Source organism: Streptomyces sp. NPDC005302 (assembly GCF_040607345.1).
In the GTDB taxonomy this organism is placed as follows: Bacteria; Actinomycetota; Actinomycetes; order Streptomycetales; family Streptomycetaceae; genus Streptomyces.
Map to the genome: position 1 here is coordinate 121,658 of NZ_JBEXGN010000019.1, position 25,351 is coordinate 147,008.

The following is a 25,351-nucleotide window of genomic DNA, read 5'->3' on the forward strand; positions in this document are numbered from 1 at the left end:
GGCCCCCCCGGCACCCCCCCCCCCCCCCGCGGCTGGCCCCCCCCCGCCGGCCCCGGGGGGCCGCGCCCGCCGTGCGGGGGGCCGCCCTCTCCCCCCCCCCCCCCCCTTCCGTTTCCCGCTGTGGCGCGGAGCGGCGTCCGTTCCGCGCGCGGTCCCGACTACAGGGACGTGAGATGGCCCGGGCTCGGCCGCTGTGGCAGCAGGGACGGTTCGTAGGTGGCCGATCCGGGTTCCAGGGCCAGTACCGCCGCGACGGGATGGTCGTCGTCGGGTTCCGTCGCCATGACGGCTGGTTCCGTGGGGAAGGCCGGTTCGGCCGTGATGGTTGTTTGCGGGGTGGAGCGGGACAGGGTGACGACGCCCCAGCCGGCGACGGACGCCCCGGCGAGTGCGAGCAGGATGCCGGCGGCTCCGCCCTGGAGGCGTTCGCCGAGCAGGGAGAGGCCGATCGCGGCGGCGGCCAGGGGGTTGGCGAGGGTCACGACGGCGAGTGGTGCGCCGAGTCCGCCCTGGTAGGCGGTCTGTGACAGCAGGAGTCCGCCCGCCGCGAAGGCCGCGACGAGCAGGGCGATCACGATCACCTGGGGGCTGAGGAGCGAGTCCGTTCGGTCGGTCGCGGCCACGGTGACGGTCTGGGTGAGGGCGGAGGCGACTCCTGAGGCGAACCCGGAGGCGGTGGCGTGTCGCAGTCCGGGGCGTGCGCGGCGGGAGAGGGCGCCGATGAGCATGGCGGTGGTGGCGGCCACGGCCAGTGCCTGGGGCAGGCTGAGGACGTCGGCGGGGGCGGGGCCGGATGCCGTGACGAGCAGGGCGGCGAGGCCGGTCAGGGTGAGTGCGGTGCCGCGCCACTCGACCGGGCTGACCTTGCGGCCGGCGACCCGTGCGCCGAGGGGGACGGCCGCGACCAGGGTGAGTGCGCCGAGTGGCTGCACCAGGGTGAGGGTTCCGTATTTGAGGGCGGCGACGTGCAGCAGTGCGGCGGCGGCGTTCAGTACCACCGACCACCACCAGGCGCCGTCGCTCAGCAGGCGCAGTGTGCCCGAGCCGCCCGAGCGGGCGGCGAGCCGCTCCTGGGAGACGGCCGCGGCGGCGTAGGCGACGGCGGAGAACAGGGACAGGACGATGGCGGCCAGGGTCGGGTTCATCGTCCCGCTCCGACCAGTTCGGGCCGGTCCTGCGCCGGGATCCCGGCGCGTGCGTGCTCCTGGCCCCGCAGGGCGGTGGTCGCGGTGCGGTGCGGTGCGTGGATGACGGCGAGGGCCAGGCAGAGCAGTGCGGCCGCGACCACCGAGTCCAGCCAGTAGTGGTTGGCGGTGCCCACGATCACCAGCAGCGTCAGCAGCGGATGCAGCAACCACAGCCAGCGCCAGCGCGACCGGGTCGCCGCGATCAGTCCGATCGCGACCATGAGCGCCCAGCCGAAGTGCAGCGAGGGCATCGCGGCGAACTGGTTCGCCATCGCGTCGGTCGCCGGGTGCGCCCCGTAGACGGACGGCCCGAAAAGCTGCCCGGTGTCCAGGAGCCCGGACTCCGCCAGCAGCCGCGGCGGGGCGAGCGGGAAGGTGAGGTGACCGGCCAGGGCGGCGGCGGTCACCAGAGCCAGCACCCGGCGCGCCCACACGTAATGGGTGGGACGGCGCAGGTAGAGCCAGACCAGGAAGGCCGCGGTGGCCGGGAAGTGCACGGTCGCGTAATAGGTGTTCGCGACGTGCACGAGGGTGTCGCTGTGCAGCAGGGCGCTCTGAACGGCGCCCTCGCCCGGCAGGTGCAGGAAACGCTCCGCGTCCCACACCCGGTGCGCGTTGGCGAACGCCTGCCCGGTGTGCCCGGTGGCCAGCTGACGGCCCACCTTGTACACGGCGAACAGGCCGACGACGAGCAGCAGCTCCCGCACCAGCGGCGGCCGCGCCGCCCCCTCGCGCGCGTCCGGCCCGGGGTGTGCGCAGGCGTGCGCCCACGCCGGGGCGCGGCGCGGCGCCCTCGCGGGTACGGCCGTGTCGGGTGGCTCCGGTTCCGGTGCGGACTCGGATGCGGAAACTGCAGGCTCGGTTCGGGAATCCATCCCCCGGCCCCCTTGCTGACGATCGTGCGTGGGGTGGTGCGTGGTGAGCCCAGGACAGGATCCACTCGGCGTCCGGTCCGGAGGAGTGGATCCTGTCCAAGGCTCATCGATACGACAGTGTACCGATACGCCAGTGTACCGATACGGAGCAGTACCGGTACAGTGGCGTATCGATTAGAGTGTGTGCAGCACGACACCCGCACGAGTCGGATGCAGCGAGGAGAAGCGCCATGACGTCGCAGGCCGCGGACGGACCGGAGACGGTCGTCGCCTCGCGCCGCTCCAAGATCACGCCCGAGCGTGAGCAGGAGTTCTTCGACGCCGTGCTCGAACAGATCCGTGAATGCGGCTATGAGGCGCTCACCATGGAGGGCGTCGCCGCCAGCACCCGCTGCAGCAAGTCCACGCTCTACCGCCAGTGGCGGACGAAGCCCCAGTTCGTGGCCGCCGCGCTGCGCAACAACCGCTGTCCGCGCTTCACGGGGATCGACACCGGCACGCTCGCCGGTGACCTGCGGGAGGCGGCCCGGGCCGCGGGCGAGTGGGCGGGCCGGGACAGCACCCAGCTGCTCCAGGGACTCGGCAACGCGGTGATGCAGGACAAGGAGCTCCAGCAGGCGCTCCGCGACGCGCTCGTCGAACCCGAGGTCGTCCAGCTCCGGCAGATGATCGCCCGTGGCGTCGAGCGCGGTGAGATCGCCGCCGACCATCCGGCGCTGGAGTTCGTGCCGGCCCAGATGCTCGGCGTCCTGCGGGTACGCCCGCTCCTGGAGGGCCAGTACGCGGACGCGGCGTATCTCACACAGTTCGTGGAGGCGGTCGTGCTGCCGGCCCTTGGCCTGACCTGAGACTCAGGCCGCCGTCCGCGGGATGACCGGACGACGGCCTGTCACGCGCCGCACCGTGGGGACGGGGGCGGCGCGCACCCCCCGGCCGGGTGGGGTTCCCCTTGAGCGGAGGGGCGCTCCACCCGGCCGAACCATGTCCGGGGCTCCGCGCCGCACGCGGCCACGAGGATGCCGGGACGCGATCACCGGCGCGGGACGACGGTGGCGGGAACCCGCCCCCGCGGGTCCGGCGCTGGCGGGACGCCGCCCCCCTCGCGGGTACGGCGGTGGGACGCGCCGCGGGTCCGTGCCGTACGCCACGGACCCGCGCCGCTCCGAAGGGCTCGCTGACGCCCTAGACGTTCTGCCCGTCGCCGCCGGTCCCCGAGGCCACCTTGATGCCCTTGGTGATGGTGTCGATCGTCGACAGCTGGGGCGCCTTGGAACTGACGTCGACGCCGAAGCGGACGACGACGAGCGCGGAACGGTCGGCCGGGGAGGGGAAGACGAGCGACTCGACGTACCCGTCGTCGCCCTTGCTCGTCGCGACCTTCCAGCGGACCAGATAGCCCTTCTGCCCGGCCACGGTGACCGCCTTGGAGGCCAGCTCCTTGTGCGAGGTGATCGAGCCGTAGCCCTTGCCGTAGGACTCCGTGGCGTTCTTGGAGATGTCCTCCTTGGCCGCCGCCTCCGGGGTCTTCCCCTTCAGGCCCTGGAGCTTGGCGGGGGCCGAATAGGCGCCGCCGCGCTGGCACTTCTGCGAGGTGTCACCGGGGCACTTGTACGTGTCCTTTGTGGAGACCGTCGCGCTGCCCGTGCCGTCCTGGCCGGTCCAGCCGTCCGGCACCGGGATGCTGATGCCGTTGTAGGAGTCCGTGGCGAAACCGGCCTCGGTCTGCGGCTGTCCCGACTCGCCGGGCGCCGGGCTCTGTCCGCCGAAGCCGCCGGATCCCCCGGAGTCCCCGGGAGCACCGCCCGGGCCGCCGGACCCGCCTTGCCCGTTCGGGCCACCACTCGGGCCGCCCTGGCCGCGGGGGCTCCGGGAAGCGGAACTGCCGCCGTCGTCCTTGGTCAGGGCGTACACGCCACCGCCGATTCCCGCGAGGACGGCTATGGCCGCGAGGACCGCTATCCCCGTGCGCAGTCCGCGCCTGCGGGGACCCGGTGGTGCCGGATAGGGACCTGCCGGCGGATAGGCCGGGGGACCCCATGGAGCGGCCGACCCGACGGGGCGGACCTGGTCCGTCCATGTCTTACCGTCCCACCAGCGCTCGGCGGCGGGAGCGTCACTTGTCTGCCCGGGGTCGGGATACCAGCCGGGGGGAGTCACCTGCGTCATGGACCCACCGTATGAGCCCCGGGTGAAAGGCGGATGAGAGGGTTCCCCTCCCGGGCCGCCGGGGTCACTTCGGGACGAGCCGCCGAGCGCCGCGATGAACGACTGGCACGAGCCGTACGGGCCACGGCGGTCCGGCGGCGCGCCATCCGTCATCGCCGACACCACGGTCGCTGCCGGCCGCCGGCCACCGGCGAGACGGCGTCGGAAAGTTGGCGTCATTTCCCGGGTCCTCGACTGTCGGTAACTTTCACCACGGCCGTCGGAGGCCCTGGGGCGTCGCCTCCAATACATCGCCGTCACTCCTCTCGGCAACTGGTGACGGGTCCCGCCTCCACCAAGGCGTCCGGACGGCTAGGCTCGTTCCCTGTACGTCGTTTGGGCGACCTTTGGGGAGGGAGCGGGATGACGGAGGTGCGGCCCGGAGCGGTCGCCTCGGCCTCCCTGTGGGAGCGCGACGAGGAGGTCTCCACACTCGAAGCGGCGATCACCGCGCTGCGCGCGGACTCCGCGACCTCGGGCAGTCTGCTCGTGCTCAGCGGCGACGCGGGTCTCGGCAAGACGGCCCTCCTCGCCGAGGCGCGCCGTATCGCGGAGCGCAACGGCTGTTCGGTGTGGTCGGCGCGCGGCGGCGAGACCGTCACGTCCGTCCCCTTCAACGTCGTACGGCATCTGCTGCAGCCCGCCCTCGTTTCGCTGCTTCCGGAGGAGGCGCGCGAGTACCTCGGCGACTGGTACGACATCGCGGGCCCCGCCCTCGGCATAGCCGAACCGGGCGACCGGCAGCCCGACCCGCAGGGCGTCTGCGACGGACTGGTCGCCGCGGTGCGCCGGCTCGCCAAGCGCGACTGGCCGCTCGTCCTGCTCATCGACGACGCGCACTGGGCGGACCAGGAGACCCTGCGCTGGCTCGCCGCGTTCGCGGAGCGCCTCGACGACCTGTCCGTCCTCGTCGTGGTCGCCCGCAGGCCCGGCGGGGTCAGCGGTGAGAGCGCCCGGCTGCTCGACGCCGTCGCCGCCGCGGCCCTCCCGATCTCCACCCTGAGCGCGCTCACCCCGGTCGCGACCGAGGGCCTCACCCGCGCCACGCTCGGAGAGCACGCGGACGCGCCCTTCTGCCGCGAGGTCTGGGCGGTCACCGGCGGCAACCCCTACGAGACCGTCGAACTGCTGGCCAAGGTCCAGGACAGCGACCTCGAACCGGGCGAGGGCTCCGCCGCCGAACTGCGCGACCTGAACCGCTCGGCGCGCGGTCGCGGACTCGTCGCCCGCCTCGAGGGACTCGGCATCGACGCCACCCGGTTCGCCTGGGCGGCCGCCATCCTTGGCACCGGCATCTCCCTCGACCTCGCCGGCCAACTCGCCGGAATGCCCGAAGACGAGGCCCAGCGCTGCGCCGAACTCCTGGGCGCGGCACGCATCCTGACGACCACTCAGTCCGCGAACGGCCACGGTCCCGAGGGCGACCTGGAGTTCGTGCACCCGCTGATCGCGACCGCCGTCTACCGCTCGATCCCGGATGCCCTGCGCACCGCGATGCACGGGCAGGCGGCCTGGGCGGTCACCGAATCGGGCCGCGGCGCCGCGGCGGCCTCCCGCCACCTCCTCGAAGTGCACCCGGACGACGACCCCGAACTCGTCGAGCAGATGCGCGAGGCCGCCCGCGAACACCTCGCGGTCGGTGCTCCGGACGCCGCCCGGCGCTGTCTGGAGCGCGCCCTGCAGGAGCCGCCGCTGCCCGAGGTGCACGCGCTGCTGCTCTACGAACTGGGCTGCGCCACCCTCCTGACCGCGCCGTCCACGACCATCGCCCACCTGCGCGCCGCGCTCGAACGGCCCGGCCTGGAGGACACCGTCCGCGTGGACGCCGTCTTCCGTCTCTCCCAGGCACTGCTGCACAACAACCAGCTCGACGAGGCCGTCCGCACGGTCGACGCCGAAGTGGACCGGCTCACGCCGGGACCCGCCCGGATGCGGCTGCAGGCCGTGCACTACATGTGGGAGGGCATCCACGCCGGCGAGGAGCGCTCCGGACACTCCAGCGGCCTCGCCGAACTCGCCGCGACGTGTTCCGGCCGCGACAACTCCGAGCGCGCCGTGCTGATACTGCGCGGCTTCGACGCGATGACCCGCGGCGAGAACGCCGAGGAGGTCGTGGAACTCTGCGACCGTGCCCTCGTCAACGGCCGCCTCGCGCCCGGACTCGGCTGGACCGACACCGAGTGGGGTGTCGAACTCCTGCTGATGCTGGGCAGCGCGTACGCCTACGCCGACCGGCTCGACCGCGCCGAGAGCCTGTTCAGCGAAGCCCTGCGCGCCTATGTGAAGGCCGGCTGGAGCGGCGGCCACCTGTCCCTGGCCAACGCCTACCTCGGGCTCGCCCACCGCCGCAGGGGCCGGCTCGCCGACGCCGAGCACTACCAGCGCGAGTCCCTGCGGCTCGCGGAGCGCGTCGGACGCGGACTGCCGCTGTACTGGTCGGCGACCTGCGGTCTCATCGACACCCTGCTGGCCCGCGGTCACGTCCAGCAGGCCGCCGAGATCGCCGAACGCTACGGCTTCGCACCGCCGTACCCCTCCACGATCGTCCTCCCCGACACCCGTTCCGTCCGCGGCCGGCTGCTGATCGCCCTCGGCCGCACCAAGGAGGGCGTCAACGAACTGGAGGCGGCGGAGAAGGCGGCCACCGCGCGCGGTCACCACAACACCGTGCTCGCGCCCTGGGCCGTCGACCTCGCCAGAGCGCTCGCCGCGGAGGACCCGTCCCGTGCGGCGGCTCTCGCGTCCGAGGCCCGTCGCCAGGCCGAGCGGTTCGGCACCGACACGGCGATCGGCGAGGCACTGCGCTGCGCCGCCGCTCTGGAGACCGGCCAGCGAGCCGTCCGGCTCGCCGCGCAGGCGGTCACGTTCCTGGAGGCCTCGCCCTGCCAGTACGAGCACGCGGCGGCCCGCATCGAGTACGGCATCGCCTCCCGCTCGGTGACCGAACTGAACAAGGGCCTGACGCTCGCCCGCACCTGCGGCGCCGACGGCCTGGTGCGGCAGGCGGAGCGGGCCTTGACGGGCCTGTAGGCAGGGTCGGCTCCTCCGGCGTTCGAGGAGCGCGTCCGGAGCGTCGCGCCGGGAGCGAGAAGGGGCGGAGCGCACGACCACCGGCATGCCCGCCGCCTCCCTCCCCGTGGGTCACTCCGCGGGCGGGCCGTCGTCCTCCGCCAGCACCCGCTGGGCCACGGCGAACGCCGAGTTGGCCGCGGGGACACCGCAGTAGACGGCCGACTGCAACAGCACCGCGCCGATCTCCTCGGGCGTGAGCCCGTTGCGCCGGGCCGCGCGCACGTGCATCGCCAGCTCATCGAGATGGCCGTGCGCCACCAGCGCGGTCAGCGTGACCAGACTGCGCTCCCGGCGCGTCAGCGTCGGATCGGTCCAGATCTCGCCCCAGGCATAGCGCGAGATGAAGTCCTGGAACCGTGCCGTGAACGGTGTCTGGCGGGCCTGCGCGCGGTCCACGTGTTCGTCACCGAGGACCTGGCGGCGGACCTCCATGCCCCGTCGCGCGTCTCCCGACAGATGCGTCCGCAGCGCCGACAGGACGGCGTCCGGGCGCTCCGCGGGCGCCAGGTGCGAGGCGCCCGGGATCTCCACGAGCGTCGCGCTCGGCACCGCGTCCGCGATCTCCCGAAGATGAGCGGGCGGTGTGGCGGGATCCTCGCGCCCGGCGACAAGCAGCGTGGGCACGGTGATCGACGCGAGCCGGTCCCGGATGTCGAAGGCGGCGAGGGCGTCGCAACAGGCCGCGTACGCGGCGGGGTCGGCGGTGCGGTGGTCCTCGACCAGGGCCGGCACGGTGAAGCCGGGGGTGAACCAGCGGCTCTCGGCGCTCGCGGCCACCGGGGCGAGGCCCTCGCGGCGCACCAGGTCGGCCCGCTCCTCCCACGGCTTCGACCCGTTGAAGTGGGCGGAGGAACAGATCACGGCGAGGGAGGTGAGCCGCTCGGGGTGGTGGACCGCCAGGTGCAGGCCCACGGCGCCGCCCAGCGAGACACCCGCGTACGCGAACCGCTCGATGCCGAGCACGTCGGCGAGCTTCAGCACGAGCCCCGCCAGGTCGGAGACCGTCGCTCCGGGGCCGATCAGATGACCCGGCGAACCCCCGTGCCCGGGAAGATCCCAGCGCACGACGCCGTGGGTGACGGACAGTTCGGGTGCGAGGCCGTCCCACAGCGCGGTCGACGTCCCGAGTGAGGGCCCGAGGAGCAGCGGGGGAGCGGTGAGGGGGCCTTCGGTGAGGTGGTTGAGGATCTTCCCGGTCAACGTCGCTCCAGAGCACGGTCGGTGAGGGCCCCGGCGGAGCCCGTGTAGCGGGTGGGGTCGGTCAGGTCCGCGAGGTCGGACGCGGCGAGGTCCTCGAGGCCGGGCTCCTCGCCGAGCACGTCCGCCAGAGGCCGCCCCTCGGCGACGGCGCGCCCGGCGGCCCGGGTCAGGAGCTCCTTGGCGCGGGCCCGGCCGAGCAGCGGAGCGAGTTCGGCGGCCAGCCGTTCGGAGACGATCAACCCGTGCGTGAGATCCAGGTGTTCGCGCATGGCGGCGGCGTCCACCCGCAGCCCTTCGGCGAGTTCGGCCGCCTCCGCCGCCGCTCCGCCGGCCAGCCGGAGAAGGTCGCGCAGCGGTTCCCACTCGGCGTGCCAGGCCCCGGCCGGACGCTCGTCCTCGGCGGCCAGCGCGCCGTACAGCGTGGCCGCGAGCAGCGGTGCCCGGCGGGCCGCGGCGGCGATGAGCGTGGCGCGCACCGGGTTCGCCTTGTGCGGCATCGCGGACGAGCCGCCGCCCGAGCCCTCGGCCAGTTCGGCGATCTCCGTACGGGACAGGGTGAGGACGTCGGCGGCCGTCTTGCCCAGCGCTCCGGCCGTGAACGCCAGCGCTCCGGCCAGGTCGGCGACCGGGGTCCGCAGGGTATGCCACGGCAACACCGGCTCGGCGAGCCCGAGTTCGCGGGCGTACGCGGCTGTCAGGTCCCGTGGGTCGTCCGCCCCGAACGCGGTGAACGCGGCCAGGGTGCCCGCGGCACCGCCGAGTTGGGCGGGCAGCGACGTCCGTACGGTCCGTAGACGGTCCCTGGCGTCGAGCACCAGCGAACGCCAGCCCGCCGCCTTCAGCCCGAAGGTGGTGGGCACCGCGTGCTGAGTGAGGGTACGGCCCGGGAGGACGGTGCCCCGGTGTTCCGCCGCCAGCCGGGCCAGCGCCCGCGCCGTGCGGTCCAGGTCGCCGAGGAGCACGTCCAGGGTGCGGGCGGCGACCAGCATGGTGGCCGAGTCCAGGATGTCCTGGCTGGTCGCGCCCCGGTGCACGTAGGGGCCGTGCTCCTGGGCGACGGCGGCGGTCAGGTCCGCGACCAGCGGGATGACCGGGTTGCCGCCGGACCGGGCGCGCAGCGCGATCGACGCGACGTCGAAGCCCGCCCCGACGGCCGCCGCGGACACCGCCGCGGCGGCCTCGGCGGGGGCCAGCCCGAGCGACGCCTGGGCGCGGGTCAGCGCGGCCTCGGCGTCGAGCAGGGCCCGCAGATACGCGGAGTCGCTCGTCAGGGCCGACGCGGGGGAGCCGGCCCACCCGGGGGCGAGCAGCCCGGTGTCGGACGCGACGGGGTCGTCAGGTGTCACGGGAACTCCAGGAAGACCGTTTCGCCTTCGCCCTGAAGACGGATGTCGAAACGGTACGTCCGACGGGCGTCCTCGGCCGCGATCAGCGTGGCGCGCCGACCGGCGGGCAGGGCGTCGAGCAGCGGGTCCGTCCCGTCGGCCAGATAGGCGCGGGTGAACAGGTGGTGGGTCAGCCCGCGCGCGAACACACAGACACTGATGTACGGCAGCCCGGAGTTCCCCGGCGGCAGCGTGCGCACCGCGTAGTGGCCGTCGGCGTCGGTGCCGACGCGGCCGAAGCCCGTGAAGTCGACGCCGTTGCGGCCGAGGAAACCGCCCGTCGACGGATCGCGGCGCAGCGAGCCCGGGGCGCCGGCCAGGGAGCCGTCGGGCGCCGCCTGCCAGAAGTCCAGCAGGGCGTCGGGTACCGGCACCCCCGCGCCGTCGAGGACGTGTCCGTGCAGGGTGATGGTGTCGGGGTGGCCCTCGGGCGCCATGGCGCCGCCGCCCGGGAAGGGCAGCGCGTGGCCGTAGAAGGGGCCGATGGTGTGGGACGGGGTGGGGAGCAACCGCTCGGTCATGCTCAACGGCCTTCCTCGATCCAGGTGGCGGAGGGACCGTCGAGGACGATGTCCCAGCTGTAGCCCATGGAGAACTCGGGCCGGGAGAGACCGTGGTCGTAGGCGGCGATCAGCCGGCCGCGTGCCGCCTCGTCCGTCACCGACCGCAGGATCGGGTCGTAGCCGAACAGTGGGTCGCCCGGGAAGTACATCTGCGTGATCAGCCGCTGGGTGAACGCCGTGCCGAACACCGAGAAGTGGATGTGGGCGGGCCGCCAGGCGTTGGTGTGGTTGCCCCACGGGTACGGTCCCGGCTTGATGGTCGTGAAGACGTACCGCCCCTGATTATCCGTCAGCGTGCGCCCCACGCCGGTGAAGTTGGGGTCGAGCGGTGCCGGGTGCTGCTCCCGCAGATGGGCGTACCGGCCGGCCGCGTTGGCCTGCCAGATCTCGACGAGCTGGCCGCGTACGGGACGGCCCGTGCGGTCGAGGAGGCGGCCCGAGACGGTGATCCGCTCCCCGATCGGCTCGCCCCGGTGCTGAAGGGTGAGGTCGTTGTCGATCTCCGTTATGTCGGTGACGCCGAAGACGGGGCCCGACAGTTCGACGGTCTCCGGGTCGCCGTTCACGGCGACCAGCGGCTGATGGGGATGCCGGAGCCGGGAGCTTCGGTAGGGCGGGTAGTCGCGTGCGGGGTGGTGCCGTACGGGCGCGCCGCCGGCGACCGCCTTGTCGTAGGCGTCCTGGAGATCCGTGATCTCGGCGTCGATGTCCGACTGAGTGAGAGCCATCTCGACTTCCTAGCGTTCGAGGACGAGGGCGAGGCCCTGGCCCACGCCGATGCAGAGGGTGGCGACACCTACCCCACCGCCCGCGCGGGCGAGTTGGTGGGCGACGGTGCCGGCGAGGCGGGCGCCGGAGGCGCCGAGGGGGTGACCGAGGGCGATCGCGCCGCCCTGCGGGTTGAGGATCGCGGGGTCGAACTCGGGCCATTCCGCGAGGCATCCGAGCACCTGCGCGGCGAACGCCTCGTTCAGCTCCAGAGTCGACAGGTCGTCGAATCCCCTGCCGGCCTTGGCGAGCGCACGGCGCACGGCTTCGACGGGAGCGAGTCCGAAGTACTGCGGGTCGATCGCCGAGACACCCGTGGAACGGACCCGGGCGAGGGGTTCGCGGCCGGTGGCCGCGAGCCCTTCCTCATCGACCAGCAGCAGGATGGCGGCGCCGTCGTTGAGGGGCGAGGCGTTCGCCGCGGTGACCGTGCCGTGCTCCGTACGGAAGGACGGCCCGAGGCGGGCCATGGCGTCGAGCGAGGCGTCCGCGCGCACGCACTCGTCGGCGCTGAACACGACCGGGTCGCCCTTGCGCGCGGGGAGGGTCAGCGGGGCGATCTCCGCGTCGAACAGGCCCTCCCGCCGGGCCCGTTCCGCCTTCCGGTGGCTGGCGAGGGCGAACTCGTCCTGCCGCTCGCGCGTGATGTCGTGCTTGTCCGCGATGAGTTCGGCGGACTCCCCGAGAGGAACGGTCCACTGTGGGTCCATCCGCGGATTGACCATGCGCCAGCCGAGCGTGGTGGAGTACATCTCGGTGTGCCCGGCGGGGAACGCGCGGTCGCTCTTGGGTAGGACGTAGGGCGCACGGGTCATCGACTCGACGCCGCCGGCCAGGACGACCGAGGCGTCACCGACGGCGATGGCGCGGGCGGCCTGTACGACCGCTTCCAGGCCGGAGGCGCAGAGCCGGTTGACCGTCACCCCCGGTACGGAGGTGGGCAGTCCGGCGAGGAGGGCGGCCATCCGGCCGACGTTGCGGTTCTCCTCGCCCGCTCCGTTGGCGTTGCCGACGTACACGTCCTCGATCCGCGCGGGATCCAGGCCGGGTGTGCGGGCGAGGAGTTCGCGGATGGCGTGGGCCGCCAGGTCGTCCGGCCGCACACCGGCCAGCGAACCGCCGTACCGGCCGATCGGTGTCCGTACGGCGTCGACGATGTAGACGTCCTTCACGACGGGATCTCCTCTGCGACACGGATGTCCGCGGCGGTCTTCGCGGCGATCTCCTCGACCGTGACACCGGGGGCGGTCTCCACCAGCACCAGGCCCTCCCCGGTGACGTCGAGGACGCCGAGGTCGGTGATGATCCGGTCGACGCACGCTTTTCCGGTGAGCGGCAGCTCGCACTCCCGCAGGATCTTCGGTGAACCGTCCTTCGCGGTGTGGGTCATCACCACGATGACCGTGCGGGCGCCGTGGACCAGGTCCATCGCTCCGCCGATGCCGGTGATCAGCTTTCCGGGGACGGCCCAGTTGGCGAGGTCACCGCCGGCCGAGACCTGCATCGCGCCGAGCACGGCCACGTCGATGTGACCGCCGCGGATCATGCCGAAGGACAGCGCGGAGTCGAAGTACGCGGCGCCGGGCAGAACCGTGACGGTCTCCTTGCCGGCGTTGATCAGGTCGGGGTCGACCTGGTCCTCGGCGGGGTAGGGGCCGGTGCCCAGGATGCCGTTCTCCGACTCCAGGATCACCTCGACGCCCGGGGGGAGGTGGTTGGGGATCAGCGTCGGCAGGCCGATGCCGAGGTTCACGTACTGGCCGTCGGCGGGTTCGCGCGCGGCGCGGGCCGCCATCTCTTCCCTGCTCCAGGCCATCAGCCGCTCACCCTTCCGTCGGCGGCGGGCGCCGAGACCGTCCGCTTCTCGATCATCTTGGCGTTCGCCTGCGCGGGCGAGAGCGCCACGACCCGCTGCACGAAGATGCCGGGCAGATGTACCGCGTCCGGGTCGATGGCACCCGGCTCGACCAGCTCCTCGACCTCGGCGATCGTCACCCGGCCGGCCATCGCCGCGAGCGGGTTGAAGTTGCGCGCGGACTTGTTGAAGACGAGGTTGCCGTGCCGGTCACCCTTCGCGGCGCGGACCAGCGCGAAGTCGGTGCGGATGCCGCGCTCCAGTACGTACGGGGTGCCGTCGAAGTCGCGTACCTCCTTCGGCGGGGAGGCCAGCGTGACGCCCCCCGCGCCGTCGTACCGCCAGGGCAGGCCGCCCTCGGCGACCTGGGTGCCGACCCCGGCGGGCGTGTAGAAGGCGGGGATCCCGGCGCCGCCCGCGCGCAGCCGCTCGGCGAGCGTGCCCTGCGGGATCATCTCGACCTCCAGCTCGCCGGCCAGGTACTGCCGCGCGAACTCCTTGTTGGCCCCGATGTAGGAGCCCGTGACGCGGGCGATCCGTCCCGCGGCCAGCAGGACCGCGAGCCCGGACTCCATGGCTCCGCAGTTGTTGGAGACCACGCCGAGTTCCCGGACCCCGCGCTCGTGGAGCGCCTCGATCAGTACGTTCGGCACACCACTGAGGCCGAAGCCGCCGACCGCCAGTGTCGCGCCGTCCGGCACATCGGCCACCGCCTCCAGCGCCGTGGCGACCACTTTGTCCATCCGCGAAGCCCCATCTCTCCCGAGCGCCCGGTCTCTCAATTACTCAGGGCACTGACTATTTCTTCGAGGTTGCCCACACGCTGCCACCGTGGCTCCAGAACGTCAATACCCCGTGTGAAGCGGCGATTGTGGTGCGGCAGCGGGGTGGGACAGTCGACCGGCGGGCGGGTATTGTTCAGTACACAGACGATTTCCCCTACCTGGTGGCGCGTGGCCGCAAGCGCGTCAGGGAACCCGAGGAGCGCACATGGCCGCGGTGGACCTCTCCACCCACCCCGGGCACCTGGCCCGGCGACTCCAGCAGGCCCACTACCTGCTGTGGAACACGATGGTCTCCGAGGAGATCACCTCGCCCCAGTTCGCGGTCCTGAACGCGCTGGTCGCCGAGCCGGGCCTCGATCAGCGCACGGTGGGGGAGCGGGTCGGGCTCGACCGGTCCACCATCGCCGAGGTCATCAGCCGGCTGGGGCGCCGCGAACTGCTCGACAAGGTGCGCGACCCGCAGGACGGCCGGCGTTTCCTGCTCCGGCTCACCGACGAGGGGCTGCGCACCCACCGCAAGGTGGCCGTGCGCACCGCGCGGATGAACCAGGTCTTCCTCGGCCCGCTCTCGGCCGGGGAGCAGACCCTCTTCCTCGATCTCATCCAGCGGGTCTCGGACGCCGCCGAGGGGCTCCGCAACCCCGCGGAACCCCTGGGCGTCCAGCCGTAGCGGCCGGCCCGCCGTCCGCGCTCACGCCTTGGCGAGGACGACCCAGACCTGTCCGCGGGCGAAGTTCATCGGGGAGCCGTCCGGCGTCGTGAACTCCGTCCCGCCCGACGCGTCGGACCGCTTCCAGGCGGCGTCGTAGGAGCGGCCGTCGCGCAGCACGGTCGCGGTGCCCGAACCGACCGACTCGGTGTACGGCGTGTTGTTGCCGAGGACGTCGTGGTACTTGGACGTGCGCACCGTGACGTGCTGGATGACCACCGTGGCCGGCGCGACCGACGTGCCCTCCGTGGTGACGGTCGGCGTGCCGTCCATGGCCACCGTCCAGCGCTTGCGCTCGGCGGACCAGGTGAAAGTGAACTTGGCCGACGGGAACCGCACCGTACGGGAGGCCTCGGGGGTCCCTCCGTCGGGTGCCGGGCCGAAGCGGAAGCCCGTGCTCAGCGCGGCGTCGCCCGGCGCGTCCCCGACCAGCCGTTGCGGGCGCAGATAGAGGTTGTGCGGCGCGGCCTTGTCGTTGCCCCGGTACCAGGCGTCCGGCACCTTCCCCGGGAGCTGCGGGTGCAGCGGCGCCTTGTCGATCAGCGGCAGCAGTTTGTGCTGGGCCCCCGAGAACGCGAGCGTCGGCTCGTCGAACTGTCTCAGCAGCTCCAGATCCGACTCACGGGCGCTGCGTACCGGGCCGACGGCCTTGGGGAAGGTGCTCGCGAACACCGCCATCAGCCGGCTCAGACCGCCCTCGACCTGCTCCGCGTACACCACGTCCGCCGCGTCGAGACCGGCCTGCGGACGGGCCGCGGCCACGTTGTCGATCTTCACCGCGAGCACCGAGCCGGTGCTCGCGGAGGAGCTCGCGCTGTCGCTCGGGCTGGGGCTCGGCACCCGGGCCCTGCCGTCGTCGGTCGGGCCGCCACCCCTGCCGTCCCCCGCGGTGCAGCCCGTCATCAGGGAGCCCGTCACCGTGACCGCCAGTAGCGCCGCCGTCCACGCGCCGCGCCGCGTCCGCACCATCTTCCGCATGCCCACCGTGCCACCCGTCTCGTGCCATCGATTGTGCGTTCATCAGTTCATCGGTTGCCATACCCGATCGTTTCTGATTGCGCGCGTCGACTGGGCCGATCGGCTCAGCGAGATGATCGGAGGAGAGTGGAACGGCATCGCGGAGGCCGCCGTTCCACGCCCCCGCGGTCAGCCCCGCGGCCCGAAGATCTCCGCCAGGTCGTAGCCCACCGGCTCCTCCAGTTGTCCGTACGTGCAGCTCTCCGCGGTCCGGTCCGGGCGCCATCGGCGGAACCGTGCGGTGTGCCGGAACCGGGCGCCGTTCTCCATGTGGTCGTACGCCACCTCCGCCACGCGCTCGGGCCTGATCGGCACCCACGACAGGTCCTTCTTCGCCGACCACCTGCTCGGCGCGCCCGGCAGTCGCGCCGACTCGTGCGCCGACTCCTGTGCCCAGGCCGCCCACGGATGCTCCGAGGCGTCCTCCAGGCGCAGCGGCTCCAGCTCCTCCACCAGCTCCGCGCGCCGCTTCATCGTGAACGCGGCGCTCACCCCGACGTGCTGGAGCGTGCCCCGGTCGTCGTGGAGGCCCAGCAGCAGCGACCCGATGACCGGCCCGCTCTTGTGGAAGCGGTACCCGGCGACCACGACATCGGCCGTCCGCTCGTGCTTGATCTTGAACATGGCCCGCTCGTCGCGCAGGTACGGCAGCGTCAGCGGTTTGGCGACCACCCCGTCGAGACCCGCGCCCTCGTACTGCTCGAACCACCGCTGCGCCACCTCGCGGTCCGTGGTCGCCGGCGCCAGGTGCACCGGCGCCGTCACCCCGGCCAGGGCCGTCACCAGCAGCGCGCGCCGGTCGCCCAGCGGGACGTCCAGGAGCGACTCGTCGGCCAGCGCCAGCAGGTCGAACGCCACGAAGGAGGCGGGGGCCCGCTCGGCGAGAGTCCGGACCCGCGAGTCCGCCGGGTGGATCCGCTCCGTCAGCGCGTCGAAGTCGAGCCGGCCGTCCCGGGCGATCACGATCTCGCCGTCCATCACGCAGCGCTCCGGCAGCCGATCGAGCAGCGCCTCGACCAGTTCCGGGAAATACCTGGTCAGCGGCTTGCCGGTGCGGCTCCCGATCTCCAGCTCCGCACCGTCCCGGTACACGATGGCCCGGAACCCGTCCCACTTGGCCTCGTAGTGCATGTCCGGCGGGATCTTCGCCACGGACTTGGCGAGCATCGGCTTCACGGGCGGCATCACCGGCAGGTCCATGCTCCGATTCTCCGCGCAACCGCGGGCATCCGCCCGGTGTGCGGGGGTACCGCGCTGCGCCTACCGTGGCTCGCATGGGCGATGCGGTGGAACTCGAGGCAGCCGGCAGGACCGTACGTCTGTCCAGTCCCGGCAAGATCTTCTTCCCGGAGCGCGGCTTCACGAAGCTGGACCTCGCCCGGTACTACCTGGCCGTCGGCGACGGCATCCTGCGCGCCCTGCGCAACCGCCCCACCACCCTGGAGCGCTACCCCGACGGTGTGGCGGGCGAGTCCTTCTTCCAGAAGCGGGCGCCCAAGAACATGCCCGACTGGATCCCCACCGCCCACATCACCTTCCCCAGCGGGCGCAGCGCCGACGAGATGTGCCCCACCGAGCCGGCCGCCGTGCTGTGGGCCGCGCAGTTCGGCACGCTCACCTTCCACCCGTGGCCGGTGCGCCGCGACGACGTCGACCGGCCCGACGAACTCCGTATCGACCTCGACCCGCAGCCCGGCACCGACTACGCGGACGCGGTCCGCGCCGCCCACGAGCTGCGTCAGGTGCTCCACGACTACGGCGACCTGCGCGGCTGGCCCAAGACGTCCGGGGGCCGCGGCCTCCACGTCTTCGTACCGATCCAGCCGCGCTGGACCTTCACGCAGGTACGCCGGGCCGCCATCGCCGTCGGACGCGAACTCGAACGCCGGATGCCCGACCACGTCACCACCGCCTGGTGGAAGGAGGAGCGGGGCGAGAAGATCTTCGTGGACTACAACCAGACCGCGAGGGACCGCACCATCGCCTCCGCCTACTCCGTACGCCCGCGCCCGCACGCGCCCGTCTCCGCGCCGCTGCGCTGGGACGAGGTGGAGGACGCGCGGCCGAGGGACTTCGACCTGGCGACCATGCCGGCCCGCTTCGCCGAACTCGGCGACGTGCACGCCGACATGGACGACCACGCCTTCTCGCTGGAGGCACTGCTGGAGCTTGCCAGCCGAGACGAACACGACCACGGACTCGGCGATCTCCCGTATCCGCCCGAGTATCCGAAGATGCCGGGCGAGCCCAAGCGGGTCCAGCCGAGCCGGGCGCGACACGAGGACGCGGAACCGCCGGACGCCTGAGCGACCGCCCCCTCGACGCGATCGGCGCGACGGCCAGGGAGCCCGCCTCGGGGTGACCGGCCCCCGGCGCGGCGGGAGTCAGCCTTCGCGGACGCCTGGGCACGCCCACCCCCGCGGCCGCAGTGCCGTCCTCGGCGGCGGCGCGGAACGGCCGCCCCGAACACGGGGGTTCGCACTGATCCGCACGACACCCCCCTGCCAGGGCGCGGCTATCCTGATCCGCATCCGCCGAGGAGGTGCCCTGCATGACCGAGACCGTGTCGCGCCCCACGCTGGAGGCCGTGGCCGCGCGGGCCGGGGTCTCCCGTGCCACCGTGTCCCGGGTGGTGAACGGCGGCGACGGGGTGCGCGAGCCGCTCGCGGAGCGGGTGCGCCGAGCCGTCGAGGAACTCGGCTACGTGCCGAACCAGGCCGCGCGCAGCCTGGTCACCCGCCGCCACGACGCCGTCGCCGTCGTGATCGCCGAACCGGAGACCCGGGTCTTCGCCGACCCCTTCTTCGCCCACCAGCTCCGCGGCATCAGCAAGGAACTGACGGCGCACGACTCGCAACTCGTGCTGCTGCTCACGGAGGGCCGCGACGACCACGCGCGTGTCGCCCGCTATCTCGCCGGCGGCCACGTCGACGGAGCGCTCGTCTTCTCGCTGCACCTCGACGACCCGCTGCCCGGCCTGATCCACGGCGCGGGCGTGCCCACCGTGTTCGGCGGGCGGCCCGACTGGGGCGAGAGCGACCGCGAGTCGGTCTACGTCGACTGCGACAACCGGGGCGGTGCCCGCGAGGCCGTGCGCCACCTCATCGGCCTCGGACGCACCCGCATCGCCCACATCACCGGTGCCCTCGACCAGACCTCCGCGGTCGACCGCCTCGACGGCTTCCGGGACGTCGTGGGCGATGTGGACCCGGCGCTCGTGGCGCAGGGCGACTTCACGCCCTCCGGCGGCGAACGCGCGATGCGGGAGCTCCTGGAGCGCCGCCCGGACGTGGACGCCGTGTTCGTGGCGAACGACCTGTCGGCGCTCGGCGTGCTGCGCGTCCTGCGCGAGGCCGGGCGGCGGGTCCCCGAGGACGTCGCCGTGATCGGCTTCGACGACATGCTGCCGATCGCCGAGCAGACGGACCCGCCGCTCACGACGATCCGTCAGGACATAGAGGAGATGGGCCGGTTGATGGCCCGACTGCTGATCCGCGGCCTGGAAGGCGGGACGGGGGCGGACGCAGGACCCGAACGCTCCGGTGTGGTCCTGCCGACGACCGTGGTGGTCCGCGGCTCGGCGTAGCCGTCGGGCGCGGCCTTCGGGCGTCGGTAGCCGGGGTCCGGGGTCCGGACGGGAGCATCCAGCGCTGGAAGCGGGTGAGTTGGCTCCCGTCGCACGCTTCACGGGGACGCTGCCCGGGTCCGCGCGGTGGCGTCGCCCGTGGCCCTTCGCAAGGGTGAGCCCGACCGGACGGGCCCGACAGGATCCGACGGACCGGGCCCCGGATCCTGGAAGGGTCCGCACGCGGAAGGGCCGGTGCCCACCGGCGCGGCCCCTTCCGCGGCACCGCGACCGGGGGTGTCCGGCCCCTCCGGTTGGAGGGATCAGCTCTGCTGCGCGCTCTTGATCACCGCGAAGCGCGCCCCGTACGGATCGGTGAGCTTGGCGGCGCGGCCGACGCCCTCCATGTCCGTCGCGGGCATCCGTACCGTGCCGCCGAGTTCCTGGGCCTTCGCGACCACGGCGTCCGTGTCGGCTACCTCGATGTACGGCAGCCAATACGCCCCGGAAGCGGACTCGACCGGGTCGTCGGCGAGCGGGACCATGCCGCCGAACATGTCCTCCGCCTCCGTCCCGGCGGGATTGATGCAGGTGTAGACGCCGCCGGGGAACGGGACCGCCGAAGTCTCCCAGCCGAACACGGCGTTGTAGAACGCGGCGGCCGACGCGATGTCCGGGGTGTACAACTCGACCCAGCACAGCGATCCCGGGTCCGTGGCGAGACCCAGGCCCTTCGTCCGGCCCGGCTGCCAGATACCGAAGGGCACGCCCGCCTTGTCTGCCAGCACCGCCATGTGCCCCTCGCCCATCACGTCCATGGGCGGCATCAGCACGGCGCCCTTGGCCTGCTCCACCGCCTTGGCCGTGGACTCGGCGTCCGCGCTCTGGAAGTACACGTTCCAGGACGGGGGGCCCTGCTCGGGGGTGGTCTGCATGCCGCCGGCGACGGTCTTCCCGTCGAGCTGGAAGAAGCCGTAACCACCGGCGTCGGGCCCCGCCGACCGGAACTGCCAGCCGAACAGGGCTCCGTAGAAGGAGATGGCGCCGTCGATGTCGGATGTGCCTACATCCAGCCAGTTCGGCGAGCCGTTGACGAAACGGGTGGTGAGCATCATTGCCCTCCTTTGAGGGGTCCCGCTGCCTTTGATACCGAGTCTTCCACCGCCCACTGACAATCGCGGCCGGGACGCGCACTCCCGTCGCGAGTCCGGCGCGCGGCTACGCTGGGTGCCCGCATGGATTCACATGGTTCTCGTCGTCCCCCGCGCGCCGCCGTGCCCCGAGCCGTCCCACGGGGGCATCATCGGGGCCGCCGGAGGCGTCGGAACGCCGCGTTGATCCCGTGTTGATCGAACGTTTTTCGCGGCGGGGCACGATCCTGAACATGCCCATGGAAACGATCACTCCGTCCGACATCGCCTGGCAGCAGCAGGCGCTGTGCGCGCAGACGGGGGCGGACTTCTTCTTTCCCGAGCCCGGCAGTTCGGTGCGCGACGCGAAGCGCATCTGCGGGATGTGCGACATGCGGTCCGCATGCCTCGACTACGCGCTGAGCAACGACGAGCGCTTCGGCGTGTGGGGAGGGCTCTCCGAGAAGGAGCGCCTCGGTCTGCGCCGCGCCCGCGAATGACCCGGCGCCCCGAGACCTCGGGGATTTCCGGTGCCCCGGGGCAGCGGAAAACCCTGAGGTGACCGGCGGCTTCTGCGGCTAGGCTCCGGGGTGCGTCCGGGCGTAGCGCAGAGGCAGGCGCACCGCCTTGCCAAGGCGGACACACCGGTTCGAATCCGGTCGCCCGGACGTCGCGGTCCCGTAGAGCAGAGGCAGACTCGCCGCCCTCTCAAGGCGGTCACGCCGGTTCGAATCCGGTCGGGACCACACGGAGCGTGGACGTCCGGCGCCGCGGACGAGCGGCGTCCGCTGTCTTCTCGGACCGGCGCACGGAGGCCACGGGCGAGACACGGAGCGGAACATGGGTGACGGTGAGGGGTTCACCGAGCGGGATCCGGCAGGTACGGACGCGGATCTGATCGCCGTCGCCGTCGGAGTCGGACCGACGTGCTCCGAGCGGGAGTCGGCGGACATCTCCAGTGAACTCGTGCTCACCGAGACCGAGTTGGCCGCCTTTCACCGCACTGTCGGGAAGCTGCGGGCGCTGTCCGTCGACGATCCGGTGCGGCTGCGCGCCGAGCAGGTCGCCGCGTCCTTCGCCCGTGACGGCAGGGTGCGGCGCCGGAAGACGCGCGGCGCCGAGATCTCCGCGGCCGACGCCGCCGTCATGGCCGCGACCGCGACCGGCGCGCTCGACCGTCGCGAGGACGCGCCTCTCGCCCTCCCCGGAACCGAGGACGAGCCCGGCACGGCGGGCGCCTTCATCACGCCGCGCACCTGCTACGTCTGCAAGGCGCCCTATCGACAGGTCGACTCCTTCTACCACCGGCTCTGTCCCGGATGCGCCGCCGACAACGCGAGCCGGCGCGCCCTCTCCACCGACCTGAGCGGCCGCCGCGCGCTGCTCACCGGGGGCCGCGTCAAGATCGGCTTCCAGCTGGCCCTGATGCTGTTGCGCGACGGCGCCGAACTCCTCGTCACCAGCCGGTTCCCGCACGACACCGTGCGCCGCTTCCGCGCCGAACCCGGCAGCGAGAAGTGGCTGGACCGGCTGACGGTCCTCGCCGTCGACCTGCGCGACCCCCGGCAGGTCCTCGGGCTGTGCGAGCGGCTGCGGCAGGAGGGGGAGCCGCTGGACATCCTGGTCAACAACGCGGCCCAGACGGTACGGCGGCCCCCGGAGTCGTACGCGCTGCTGGCCGCGGGGGAGGGGCCCGGACTGCCCGAAGGGGCCCGGCAGGCACCCGGGTTCATGCCGATGCGCGCCCTGGAGGGCGGCGCGTCGGCGCTGCCCGTCCTGTTGCGCGAGGCCGACGAGGCCGGTCTGCTGCCGGACCCCTCCCCGGACAACTCCTGGTCGGCACGGCTCGGTGCGCTCGACCCGGCCGAGATCCTGGAGACCCAGCTGGTCAACGCGCTGGCCCCCGCGCTGCTCTGCGACCGTCTGCTCCCCCTGCTGCTCGCCTCCGCGCACCCGCGCCGCTACGTCGTCAACGTGACGGCGGTCGAGGGACGGTTCGCCGTCCGGAACAAGACGGCCGGGCACCCGCACACCAACATGGCCAAGGCCGCGCTGAACATGCTCACCCGCACCAGCGCCGCAGAACTCGCCGAGCAGGGCGTGCACATGTGCGCCGTCGACACCGGATGGATCACCGACGAGAACCCCGCGCCGAAGAAGGAGCGGATAGCGGGCGCGGGGTTCCGCACACCGCTCGACATCATCGACGGGGCCGCGCGGGTCTACGACCCGATCGTGCGGGGTGAGTCAGGCGGCCCCGTGTCCGGGGTGTTCCTCAAGGACTACCGGGAGGCGGCATGGTGAACGGCGGCGGCGACGGGGCACCGGAGACGGACCGCACAGCTCAGGACCGCGCTTCGGACGGCGCTTCGGAAGGCGTTCCGGACATCCCGCCTCCTGTACGGGAGTTCGCGGGCGTTCCCCCGGTCGTGCCGCGCCCCGTGACCGAACTGGCGCCCCTGCTGGCCTGGTTGCGTGACGGCCGTCCGGCCGGTGAGCGGCTGGACTTCACCGCCGGGACCGCGCTGCCCGACGGGCGGCTCGACCTGTGCAAGCAGAACCTCGGACCCCGGGGTGCCGCGCTCGTCGCCGAGGCCCTGTCGGAGCGGACCGAAGGCCCCGCGCCCGTGCGGCACTTGCTCCTAGGGACGGACGCGCTGGGGGACGAGGGTGCTGGCGCCGTCGCGCGGAGCGCGGACGTCGAGACGCTCTATCTCGGCTGCAACGGCATCACCGCGGGCGGCGCCTGCCGCATCGCCGACAACCTGCGCGCCTCACCGCACGTCGTCACCGGAGTCTGGCTCAAGCGCAACCCGCTGGGCAGCGGAGGAGGTCGGGCCGCGGCGGAACTCATCGACGTCGCCCAGCGGTTGCGCACGCTCGACCTCGTGCAGACAGGGCTCGACGCGACGGGCGTGACCGTCCTCGCCGACGCCCTTTCCGCCGCCGCTCGGGACGGCCGGCGTATCGAGCGCCTCTTCGTCGGGGGCAACCCGCTGGGCGCCGACGGCGCGGTGCCCCTGGCCGCCCTCGTCGCGGCAGGCGCGATCGGCGAACTCTACGTCTCCGCCGCCGGGCTGGGTGACCTGGGCGCGCTGCGCCTGGCGACCGCCCTCAGCAGAGCGCCGTACGGCAGCCTCTCCCGGCTCTCCGTCGCGAGCAACGGGATCGGACCCACGGCCGCCGCACGCCTCGTCACGGCCGCGACCGAGGTCGGCGTGACACTGCTCGACCTGGGCCGGGTCCGCGCGGCAGCCGTGCTCGGCGCGGCCGACAACCGCGTCGACGCCGGGGCCGCCGCGGCCATCGCCGACGCGCTCGCCGGCGCCGAACACCGCCTCACCCACCTCGTCCTCACGCACACCGGCATGCGCAGCCGCGAGGCACACCGCCTCCTCGACACGGCGTCGCGCGCCCGCACGGCCACCCGGTTCGTCCTCGGGCGGTCCATCGCCACCAGCGTCAAGCGCCGCCTCGACGCGTTCAGCGCGCACCTGCCCGTGCCGACGGTCCCGGCCGACGTCGCCGCCGTACGCAGCGTGCATCGCACGGCGTCGCGTGAGGACGAACAGGCCTGACCGCACGGGGGGTCGGTGAGCCGCGGCGACGAACACCCCGGTCCGGAGGGGCTGTTGGCCGCGCCGCCCGGACGGGCCGCGTCGCACCCCGCGGGTCGCGCGGTACGCTCGCTCGCAAGGGCGGGGTCGTAGCGCAGCGGCAGGCGCATCGGTCTCCAGAACCGGGACACGCTGGTTCGAATCCAGCCGCCCCGCCCCCTGACACGCGAGAACCCCCGCCTCACGCACCCCGTGCGAGCGGGGGCAGGAGACGGGGGTACGAGCGCGAAGCGCCAGGTGGCGCGGACCGCTCGGGGGACCTAGGCGGTCGCGCGGGCCGCCATACGCGCCTTGCGGGCCGCGAGCTTCTCGTCGAACTTGGACGCCTCGGCGTCGAGGCCGCCCATGAAGAAGCCGAGCTCCTCCTGGGCCTGGAGGCCCTCGGGGCCGAGGCCGTCGATGTCGAGCACCCGCAGGTGACGCAGCACCGGCTGCAGCACGTCGTCGTGGTGGATGCGCATGTTGTAGACCTCGCCGATGGCCATCTGCGCGGCCATGCGCTCGAAGCCGGGCATGCCGTGTCCGGGCATGCGGAAGTTGACCACGACGTCCCGCACGGCCTGCATGGTCATGTCGGGGGCGAGTTCGAACGCGGCCTTCAGGAGGTTGCGGTAGAAGACCATGTGCAGGTTCTCGTCGGTCGCGATGCGCGCCAGCATGCGGTCACAGACCGGGTCGCCCGACTGGTGGCCGGTGTTGCGGTGCGAGATGCGGGTCGCCAGCTCCTGGAACGCGACGTACGCGACGGAGTGGAGCATCGAGTGGCGGTTGTCCGACTCGAAGCCCTCGCTCATGTGCTGCATCCGGAACGCCTCGAGCTTGTCCGGGTCCACGGCGCGCGAGGCGAGCAGGTAGTCGCGCATCACGATGCCGTGCCGGCCCTCCTCCGCGGTCCAGCGGTGCACCCAGGTACCCCAGGCGCCGTCACGGCCGAAGAGCGACGCGATCTCGTGGTGGTAGCTCGGGAGGTTGTCCTCGGTGAGGAGGTTGACGACCAGCGCGATGCGGCCGATCTCGGTGACCTTGGACTGCTCCTTGTCCCAGGCCTCGCCGTCCTCGAAGAGACCGGGGAAGTTACGGGCGTCGCTGAACGGCACGTACTCGTGCGGCATCCAGTCCTTGGCCACCTTCATGTGGCGGTTGAGCTCCGTCTCGACCACTTCCTCCAACGCGTACAGCAGGCGTGCGTCGGTCCAGGCGGCTGACGGGCTGCCGAGGTGAGGAGAAGTGATCGTCACGGTTGCTCCAGAGGGGGGACGGGGACTACGACGAGCGGAGAAGCCAACCTACGGCATCGTAGGCTACGTATCCGTAGGTTACGTTGCCGTAGGTTAAGGACTCCGTAAAGAGCGCTGATCAGCAGGGTTTTCGGCAAGATCGCTCACTCCCTGGCACCCTCCGGCAGCGCTCCGGAAGCG

The 25,351-nt window shown here is 72.8% G+C and carries 22 protein-coding genes and 3 tRNA genes; 11 read left to right on the plus strand and 14 right to left on the minus strand.

Going from position 1 to position 25,351, the window contains the following annotated elements; translation table 11 throughout:
* Positions 1 to 158: 158 nt before the first annotated feature.
* Together ABZT74_RS25810 and ABZT74_RS25815 are read right to left on the minus strand one after the other, a co-directional pair.
* Positions 159 to 1,145 carry a DMT family transporter gene (locus tag ABZT74_RS25810; protein WP_356438561.1) on the minus strand — a complete coding sequence of 329 codons (987 nt, stop codon included), beginning with the start codon at positions 1,143 to 1,145 and terminating at the stop codon, positions 159 to 161.
* The gene (locus ABZT74_RS25815) at positions 1,142 to 2,062 is read right to left on the minus strand and encodes a phosphatase PAP2 family protein (RefSeq protein ID WP_356438564.1); all 921 of its coding nucleotides are present in this window, start codon (positions 2,060 to 2,062) and stop codon (positions 1,142 to 1,144) included. The genes ABZT74_RS25810 and ABZT74_RS25815 overlap by 4 nt, the downstream gene beginning before the upstream one ends.
* A 230-nt stretch (positions 2,063 to 2,292) precedes the next feature.
* Between ABZT74_RS25815 and ABZT74_RS25820 the strand changes: the two genes are divergently transcribed.
* Positions 2,293 to 2,910 (plus strand): TetR/AcrR family transcriptional regulator, encoded by a 618-nt coding sequence (locus ABZT74_RS25820; RefSeq protein WP_355870745.1) that lies wholly within the window; start codon positions 2,293 to 2,295, stop codon positions 2,908 to 2,910.
* Between the two features lie 334 nt (positions 2,911 to 3,244).
* Here the strand turns inward: ABZT74_RS25820 and ABZT74_RS25825 are convergent, their stop codons facing one another.
* Entirely contained in the window at positions 3,245 to 4,228 is a 984-nt protein-coding gene (locus ABZT74_RS25825) for a DUF2510 domain-containing protein (RefSeq protein WP_356438567.1), read from the minus strand.
* Between the two features lie 402 nt (positions 4,229 to 4,630).
* On the opposite strand from ABZT74_RS25825, the gene ABZT74_RS25830 reads away from it, so the two are divergent.
* The gene (locus ABZT74_RS25830; protein ID WP_356438570.1) at positions 4,631 to 7,297 is read left to right on the plus strand and encodes an AAA family ATPase; all 2,667 of its coding nucleotides are present in this window, start codon (positions 4,631 to 4,633) and stop codon (positions 7,295 to 7,297) included.
* Positions 7,298 to 7,408: 111 nt separating this feature from the next.
* Here ABZT74_RS25830 and pcaD read toward each other — a convergent pair whose 3' ends face one another.
* From pcaD to ABZT74_RS25865, 7 genes are read right to left on the minus strand one after another with little or no spacing between them, the layout of a single operon-like run.
* On the minus strand, positions 7,409 to 8,539 hold the full coding sequence (pcaD, locus tag ABZT74_RS25835; protein WP_356438573.1) for a 3-oxoadipate enol-lactonase: 1,131 nt from the start codon (positions 8,537 to 8,539) through the stop codon (positions 7,409 to 7,411).
* Positions 8,536 to 9,885 (minus strand): 3-carboxy-cis,cis-muconate cycloisomerase, encoded by a 1,350-nt coding sequence (gene pcaB, locus ABZT74_RS25840; RefSeq protein WP_356177518.1) that lies wholly within the window; start codon positions 9,883 to 9,885, stop codon positions 8,536 to 8,538. The genes pcaD and pcaB overlap by 4 nt, the downstream gene beginning before the upstream one ends.
* Complete coding sequence (pcaG, locus tag ABZT74_RS25845; RefSeq protein WP_356177517.1) at positions 9,882 to 10,445, minus strand: protocatechuate 3,4-dioxygenase subunit alpha; 564 nt, start codon at positions 10,443 to 10,445, stop codon at positions 9,882 to 9,884. Before pcaG ends, pcaB begins: the two co-directional genes overlap by 4 nt.
* Positions 10,446 to 10,447: 2 nt before the next feature.
* Positions 10,448 to 11,215 carry a protocatechuate 3,4-dioxygenase subunit beta gene (pcaH, locus tag ABZT74_RS25850; protein WP_356438576.1) on the minus strand — a complete coding sequence of 256 codons (768 nt, stop codon included), beginning with the start codon at positions 11,213 to 11,215 and terminating at the stop codon, positions 10,448 to 10,450.
* Positions 11,216 to 11,224: 9 nt separating this feature from the next.
* A complete protein-coding gene (locus tag ABZT74_RS25855; protein WP_356177515.1) occupies positions 11,225 to 12,427 on the minus strand; it encodes a thiolase family protein in 1,203 nt (400 codons plus the stop codon).
* Positions 12,424 to 13,071 carry a CoA transferase subunit B gene (locus ABZT74_RS25860; protein ID WP_356177514.1) on the minus strand — a complete coding sequence of 216 codons (648 nt, stop codon included), beginning with the start codon at positions 13,069 to 13,071 and terminating at the stop codon, positions 12,424 to 12,426. The genes ABZT74_RS25855 and ABZT74_RS25860 overlap by 4 nt, the downstream gene beginning before the upstream one ends.
* Positions 13,071 to 13,853 (minus strand): CoA transferase subunit A, encoded by a 783-nt coding sequence (locus tag ABZT74_RS25865; protein ID WP_355870772.1) that lies wholly within the window; start codon positions 13,851 to 13,853, stop codon positions 13,071 to 13,073. Before ABZT74_RS25865 ends, ABZT74_RS25860 begins: the two co-directional genes overlap by 1 nt.
* Before the next feature lie 247 nt (positions 13,854 to 14,100).
* Between ABZT74_RS25865 and ABZT74_RS25870 the strand changes: the two genes are divergently transcribed.
* Positions 14,101 to 14,565 (plus strand): MarR family transcriptional regulator, encoded by a 465-nt coding sequence (locus tag ABZT74_RS25870; protein ID WP_356438581.1) that lies wholly within the window; start codon positions 14,101 to 14,103, stop codon positions 14,563 to 14,565.
* Positions 14,566 to 14,586: 21 nt separating this feature from the next.
* Here ABZT74_RS25870 and ABZT74_RS25875 read toward each other — a convergent pair whose 3' ends face one another.
* Entirely contained in the window at positions 14,587 to 15,582 is a 996-nt protein-coding gene (locus tag ABZT74_RS25875) for a DUF3048 domain-containing protein (RefSeq protein ID WP_355870778.1), read from the minus strand.
* 168 nt (positions 15,583 to 15,750) lie between these two features.
* Entirely contained in the window at positions 15,751 to 16,821 is a 1,071-nt protein-coding gene (locus ABZT74_RS25880) for an ATP-dependent DNA ligase (RefSeq protein WP_356177513.1), read from the minus strand.
* 74 nt (positions 16,822 to 16,895) lie between these two features.
* On the opposite strand from ABZT74_RS25880, the gene ligD reads away from it, so the two are divergent.
* Together ligD and ABZT74_RS25890 are read left to right on the plus strand one after the other, a co-directional pair.
* Positions 16,896 to 17,927, plus strand: coding sequence for a non-homologous end-joining DNA ligase (gene ligD, locus ABZT74_RS25885; protein ID WP_356177512.1), 1,032 nt, complete (start codon positions 16,896 to 16,898; stop codon positions 17,925 to 17,927).
* Between the two features lie 245 nt (positions 17,928 to 18,172).
* A complete protein-coding gene (locus tag ABZT74_RS25890; protein ID WP_356177511.1) occupies positions 18,173 to 19,207 on the plus strand; it encodes a LacI family DNA-binding transcriptional regulator in 1,035 nt (344 codons plus the stop codon).
* A gap of 302 nt (positions 19,208 to 19,509) precedes the next feature.
* Here ABZT74_RS25890 and ABZT74_RS25895 read toward each other — a convergent pair whose 3' ends face one another.
* Positions 19,510 to 20,298, minus strand: a complete 789-nt coding sequence (locus tag ABZT74_RS25895; protein WP_356177525.1) for a VOC family protein — start codon at positions 20,296 to 20,298, stop codon at positions 19,510 to 19,512.
* A 272-nt stretch (positions 20,299 to 20,570) separates the two neighbouring features.
* Here ABZT74_RS25895 and ABZT74_RS25900 point away from each other — a divergent pair, with 272 nt between their 5' ends.
* The 6 genes from ABZT74_RS25900 (at position 20,571) to ABZT74_RS25925 (ending at position 24,090) form a co-directional block, all read left to right on the plus strand.
* Positions 20,571 to 20,816, plus strand: a complete 246-nt coding sequence (locus ABZT74_RS25900; RefSeq protein ID WP_355870790.1) for a WhiB family transcriptional regulator — start codon at positions 20,571 to 20,573, stop codon at positions 20,814 to 20,816.
* Between the two features lie 96 nt (positions 20,817 to 20,912).
* Positions 20,913 to 20,984, plus strand: a tRNA-Gly gene (locus tag ABZT74_RS25905).
* Positions 20,985 to 20,990: 6 nt separating this feature from the next.
* Positions 20,991 to 21,062 (plus strand) — tRNA-Glu (locus ABZT74_RS25910).
* A 205-nt stretch (positions 21,063 to 21,267) separates the two neighbouring features.
* Positions 21,268 to 22,620, plus strand: coding sequence for an SDR family oxidoreductase (locus tag ABZT74_RS25915; protein WP_356177524.1), 1,353 nt, complete (start codon positions 21,268 to 21,270; stop codon positions 22,618 to 22,620).
* Entirely contained in the window at positions 22,614 to 23,894 is a 1,281-nt protein-coding gene (locus ABZT74_RS25920; RefSeq protein ID WP_356177510.1) for a ribonuclease inhibitor, read from the plus strand. Before ABZT74_RS25915 ends, ABZT74_RS25920 begins: the two co-directional genes overlap by 7 nt.
* Before the next feature lie 120 nt (positions 23,895 to 24,014).
* A tRNA-Trp gene (locus tag ABZT74_RS25925) sits at positions 24,015 to 24,090 on the plus strand.
* 103 nt (positions 24,091 to 24,193) lie between these two features.
* Here the strand turns inward: ABZT74_RS25925 and ABZT74_RS25930 are convergent.
* Positions 24,194 to 25,171, minus strand: coding sequence for an acyl-ACP desaturase (locus ABZT74_RS25930; RefSeq protein WP_355870796.1), 978 nt, complete (start codon positions 25,169 to 25,171; stop codon positions 24,194 to 24,196).
* Between the last annotated feature and the right edge of the window lie 180 nt (positions 25,172 to 25,351).

Coding starts and splice junctions, on each gene's coding strand:
- ABZT74_RS25810 (WP_356438561.1), bottom strand. CDS start 1,145: ATGAACCCGACCCTGGCCGCCATCGTCCTGTCCCTGTTCTCCGCCGTC.
- ABZT74_RS25815 (WP_356438564.1), bottom strand. CDS start 2,062: ATGGATTCCCGAACCGAGCCTGCAGTTTCCGCATCCGAGTCCGCACCG.
- ABZT74_RS25820 (WP_355870745.1), top strand. CDS start 2,293: ATGACGTCGCAGGCCGCGGACGGACCGGAGACGGTCGTCGCCTCGCGC.
- ABZT74_RS25825 (WP_356438567.1), bottom strand. CDS start 4,228: ATGACGCAGGTGACTCCCCCCGGCTGGTATCCCGACCCCGGGCAGACA.
- ABZT74_RS25830 (WP_356438570.1), top strand. CDS start 4,631: ATGACGGAGGTGCGGCCCGGAGCGGTCGCCTCGGCCTCCCTGTGGGAG.
- pcaG (WP_356177517.1), bottom strand. CDS start 10,445: ATGACCGAGCGGTTGCTCCCCACCCCGTCCCACACCATCGGCCCCTTC.
- pcaH (WP_356438576.1), bottom strand. CDS start 11,215: ATGGCTCTCACTCAGTCGGACATCGACGCCGAGATCACGGATCTCCAG.
- ABZT74_RS25860 (WP_356177514.1), bottom strand. CDS start 13,071: ATGGCCTGGAGCAGGGAAGAGATGGCGGCCCGCGCCGCGCGCGAACCC.
- ABZT74_RS25865 (WP_355870772.1), bottom strand. CDS start 13,853: ATGGACAAAGTGGTCGCCACGGCGCTGGAGGCGGTGGCCGATGTGCCG.
- ABZT74_RS25870 (WP_356438581.1), top strand. CDS start 14,101: ATGGCCGCGGTGGACCTCTCCACCCACCCCGGGCACCTGGCCCGGCGA.
- ABZT74_RS25875 (WP_355870778.1), bottom strand. CDS start 15,582: ATGCGGAAGATGGTGCGGACGCGGCGCGGCGCGTGGACGGCGGCGCTA.
- ABZT74_RS25880 (WP_356177513.1), bottom strand. CDS start 16,821: ATGGACCTGCCGGTGATGCCGCCCGTGAAGCCGATGCTCGCCAAGTCC.
- ligD (WP_356177512.1), top strand. CDS start 16,896: ATGGGCGATGCGGTGGAACTCGAGGCAGCCGGCAGGACCGTACGTCTG.
- ABZT74_RS25890 (WP_356177511.1), top strand. CDS start 18,173: ATGACCGAGACCGTGTCGCGCCCCACGCTGGAGGCCGTGGCCGCGCGG.
- ABZT74_RS25895 (WP_356177525.1), bottom strand. CDS start 20,298: ATGCTCACCACCCGTTTCGTCAACGGCTCGCCGAACTGGCTGGATGTA.
- ABZT74_RS25900 (WP_355870790.1), top strand. CDS start 20,571: ATGCCCATGGAAACGATCACTCCGTCCGACATCGCCTGGCAGCAGCAG.
- ABZT74_RS25920 (WP_356177510.1), top strand. CDS start 22,614: ATGGTGAACGGCGGCGGCGACGGGGCACCGGAGACGGACCGCACAGCT.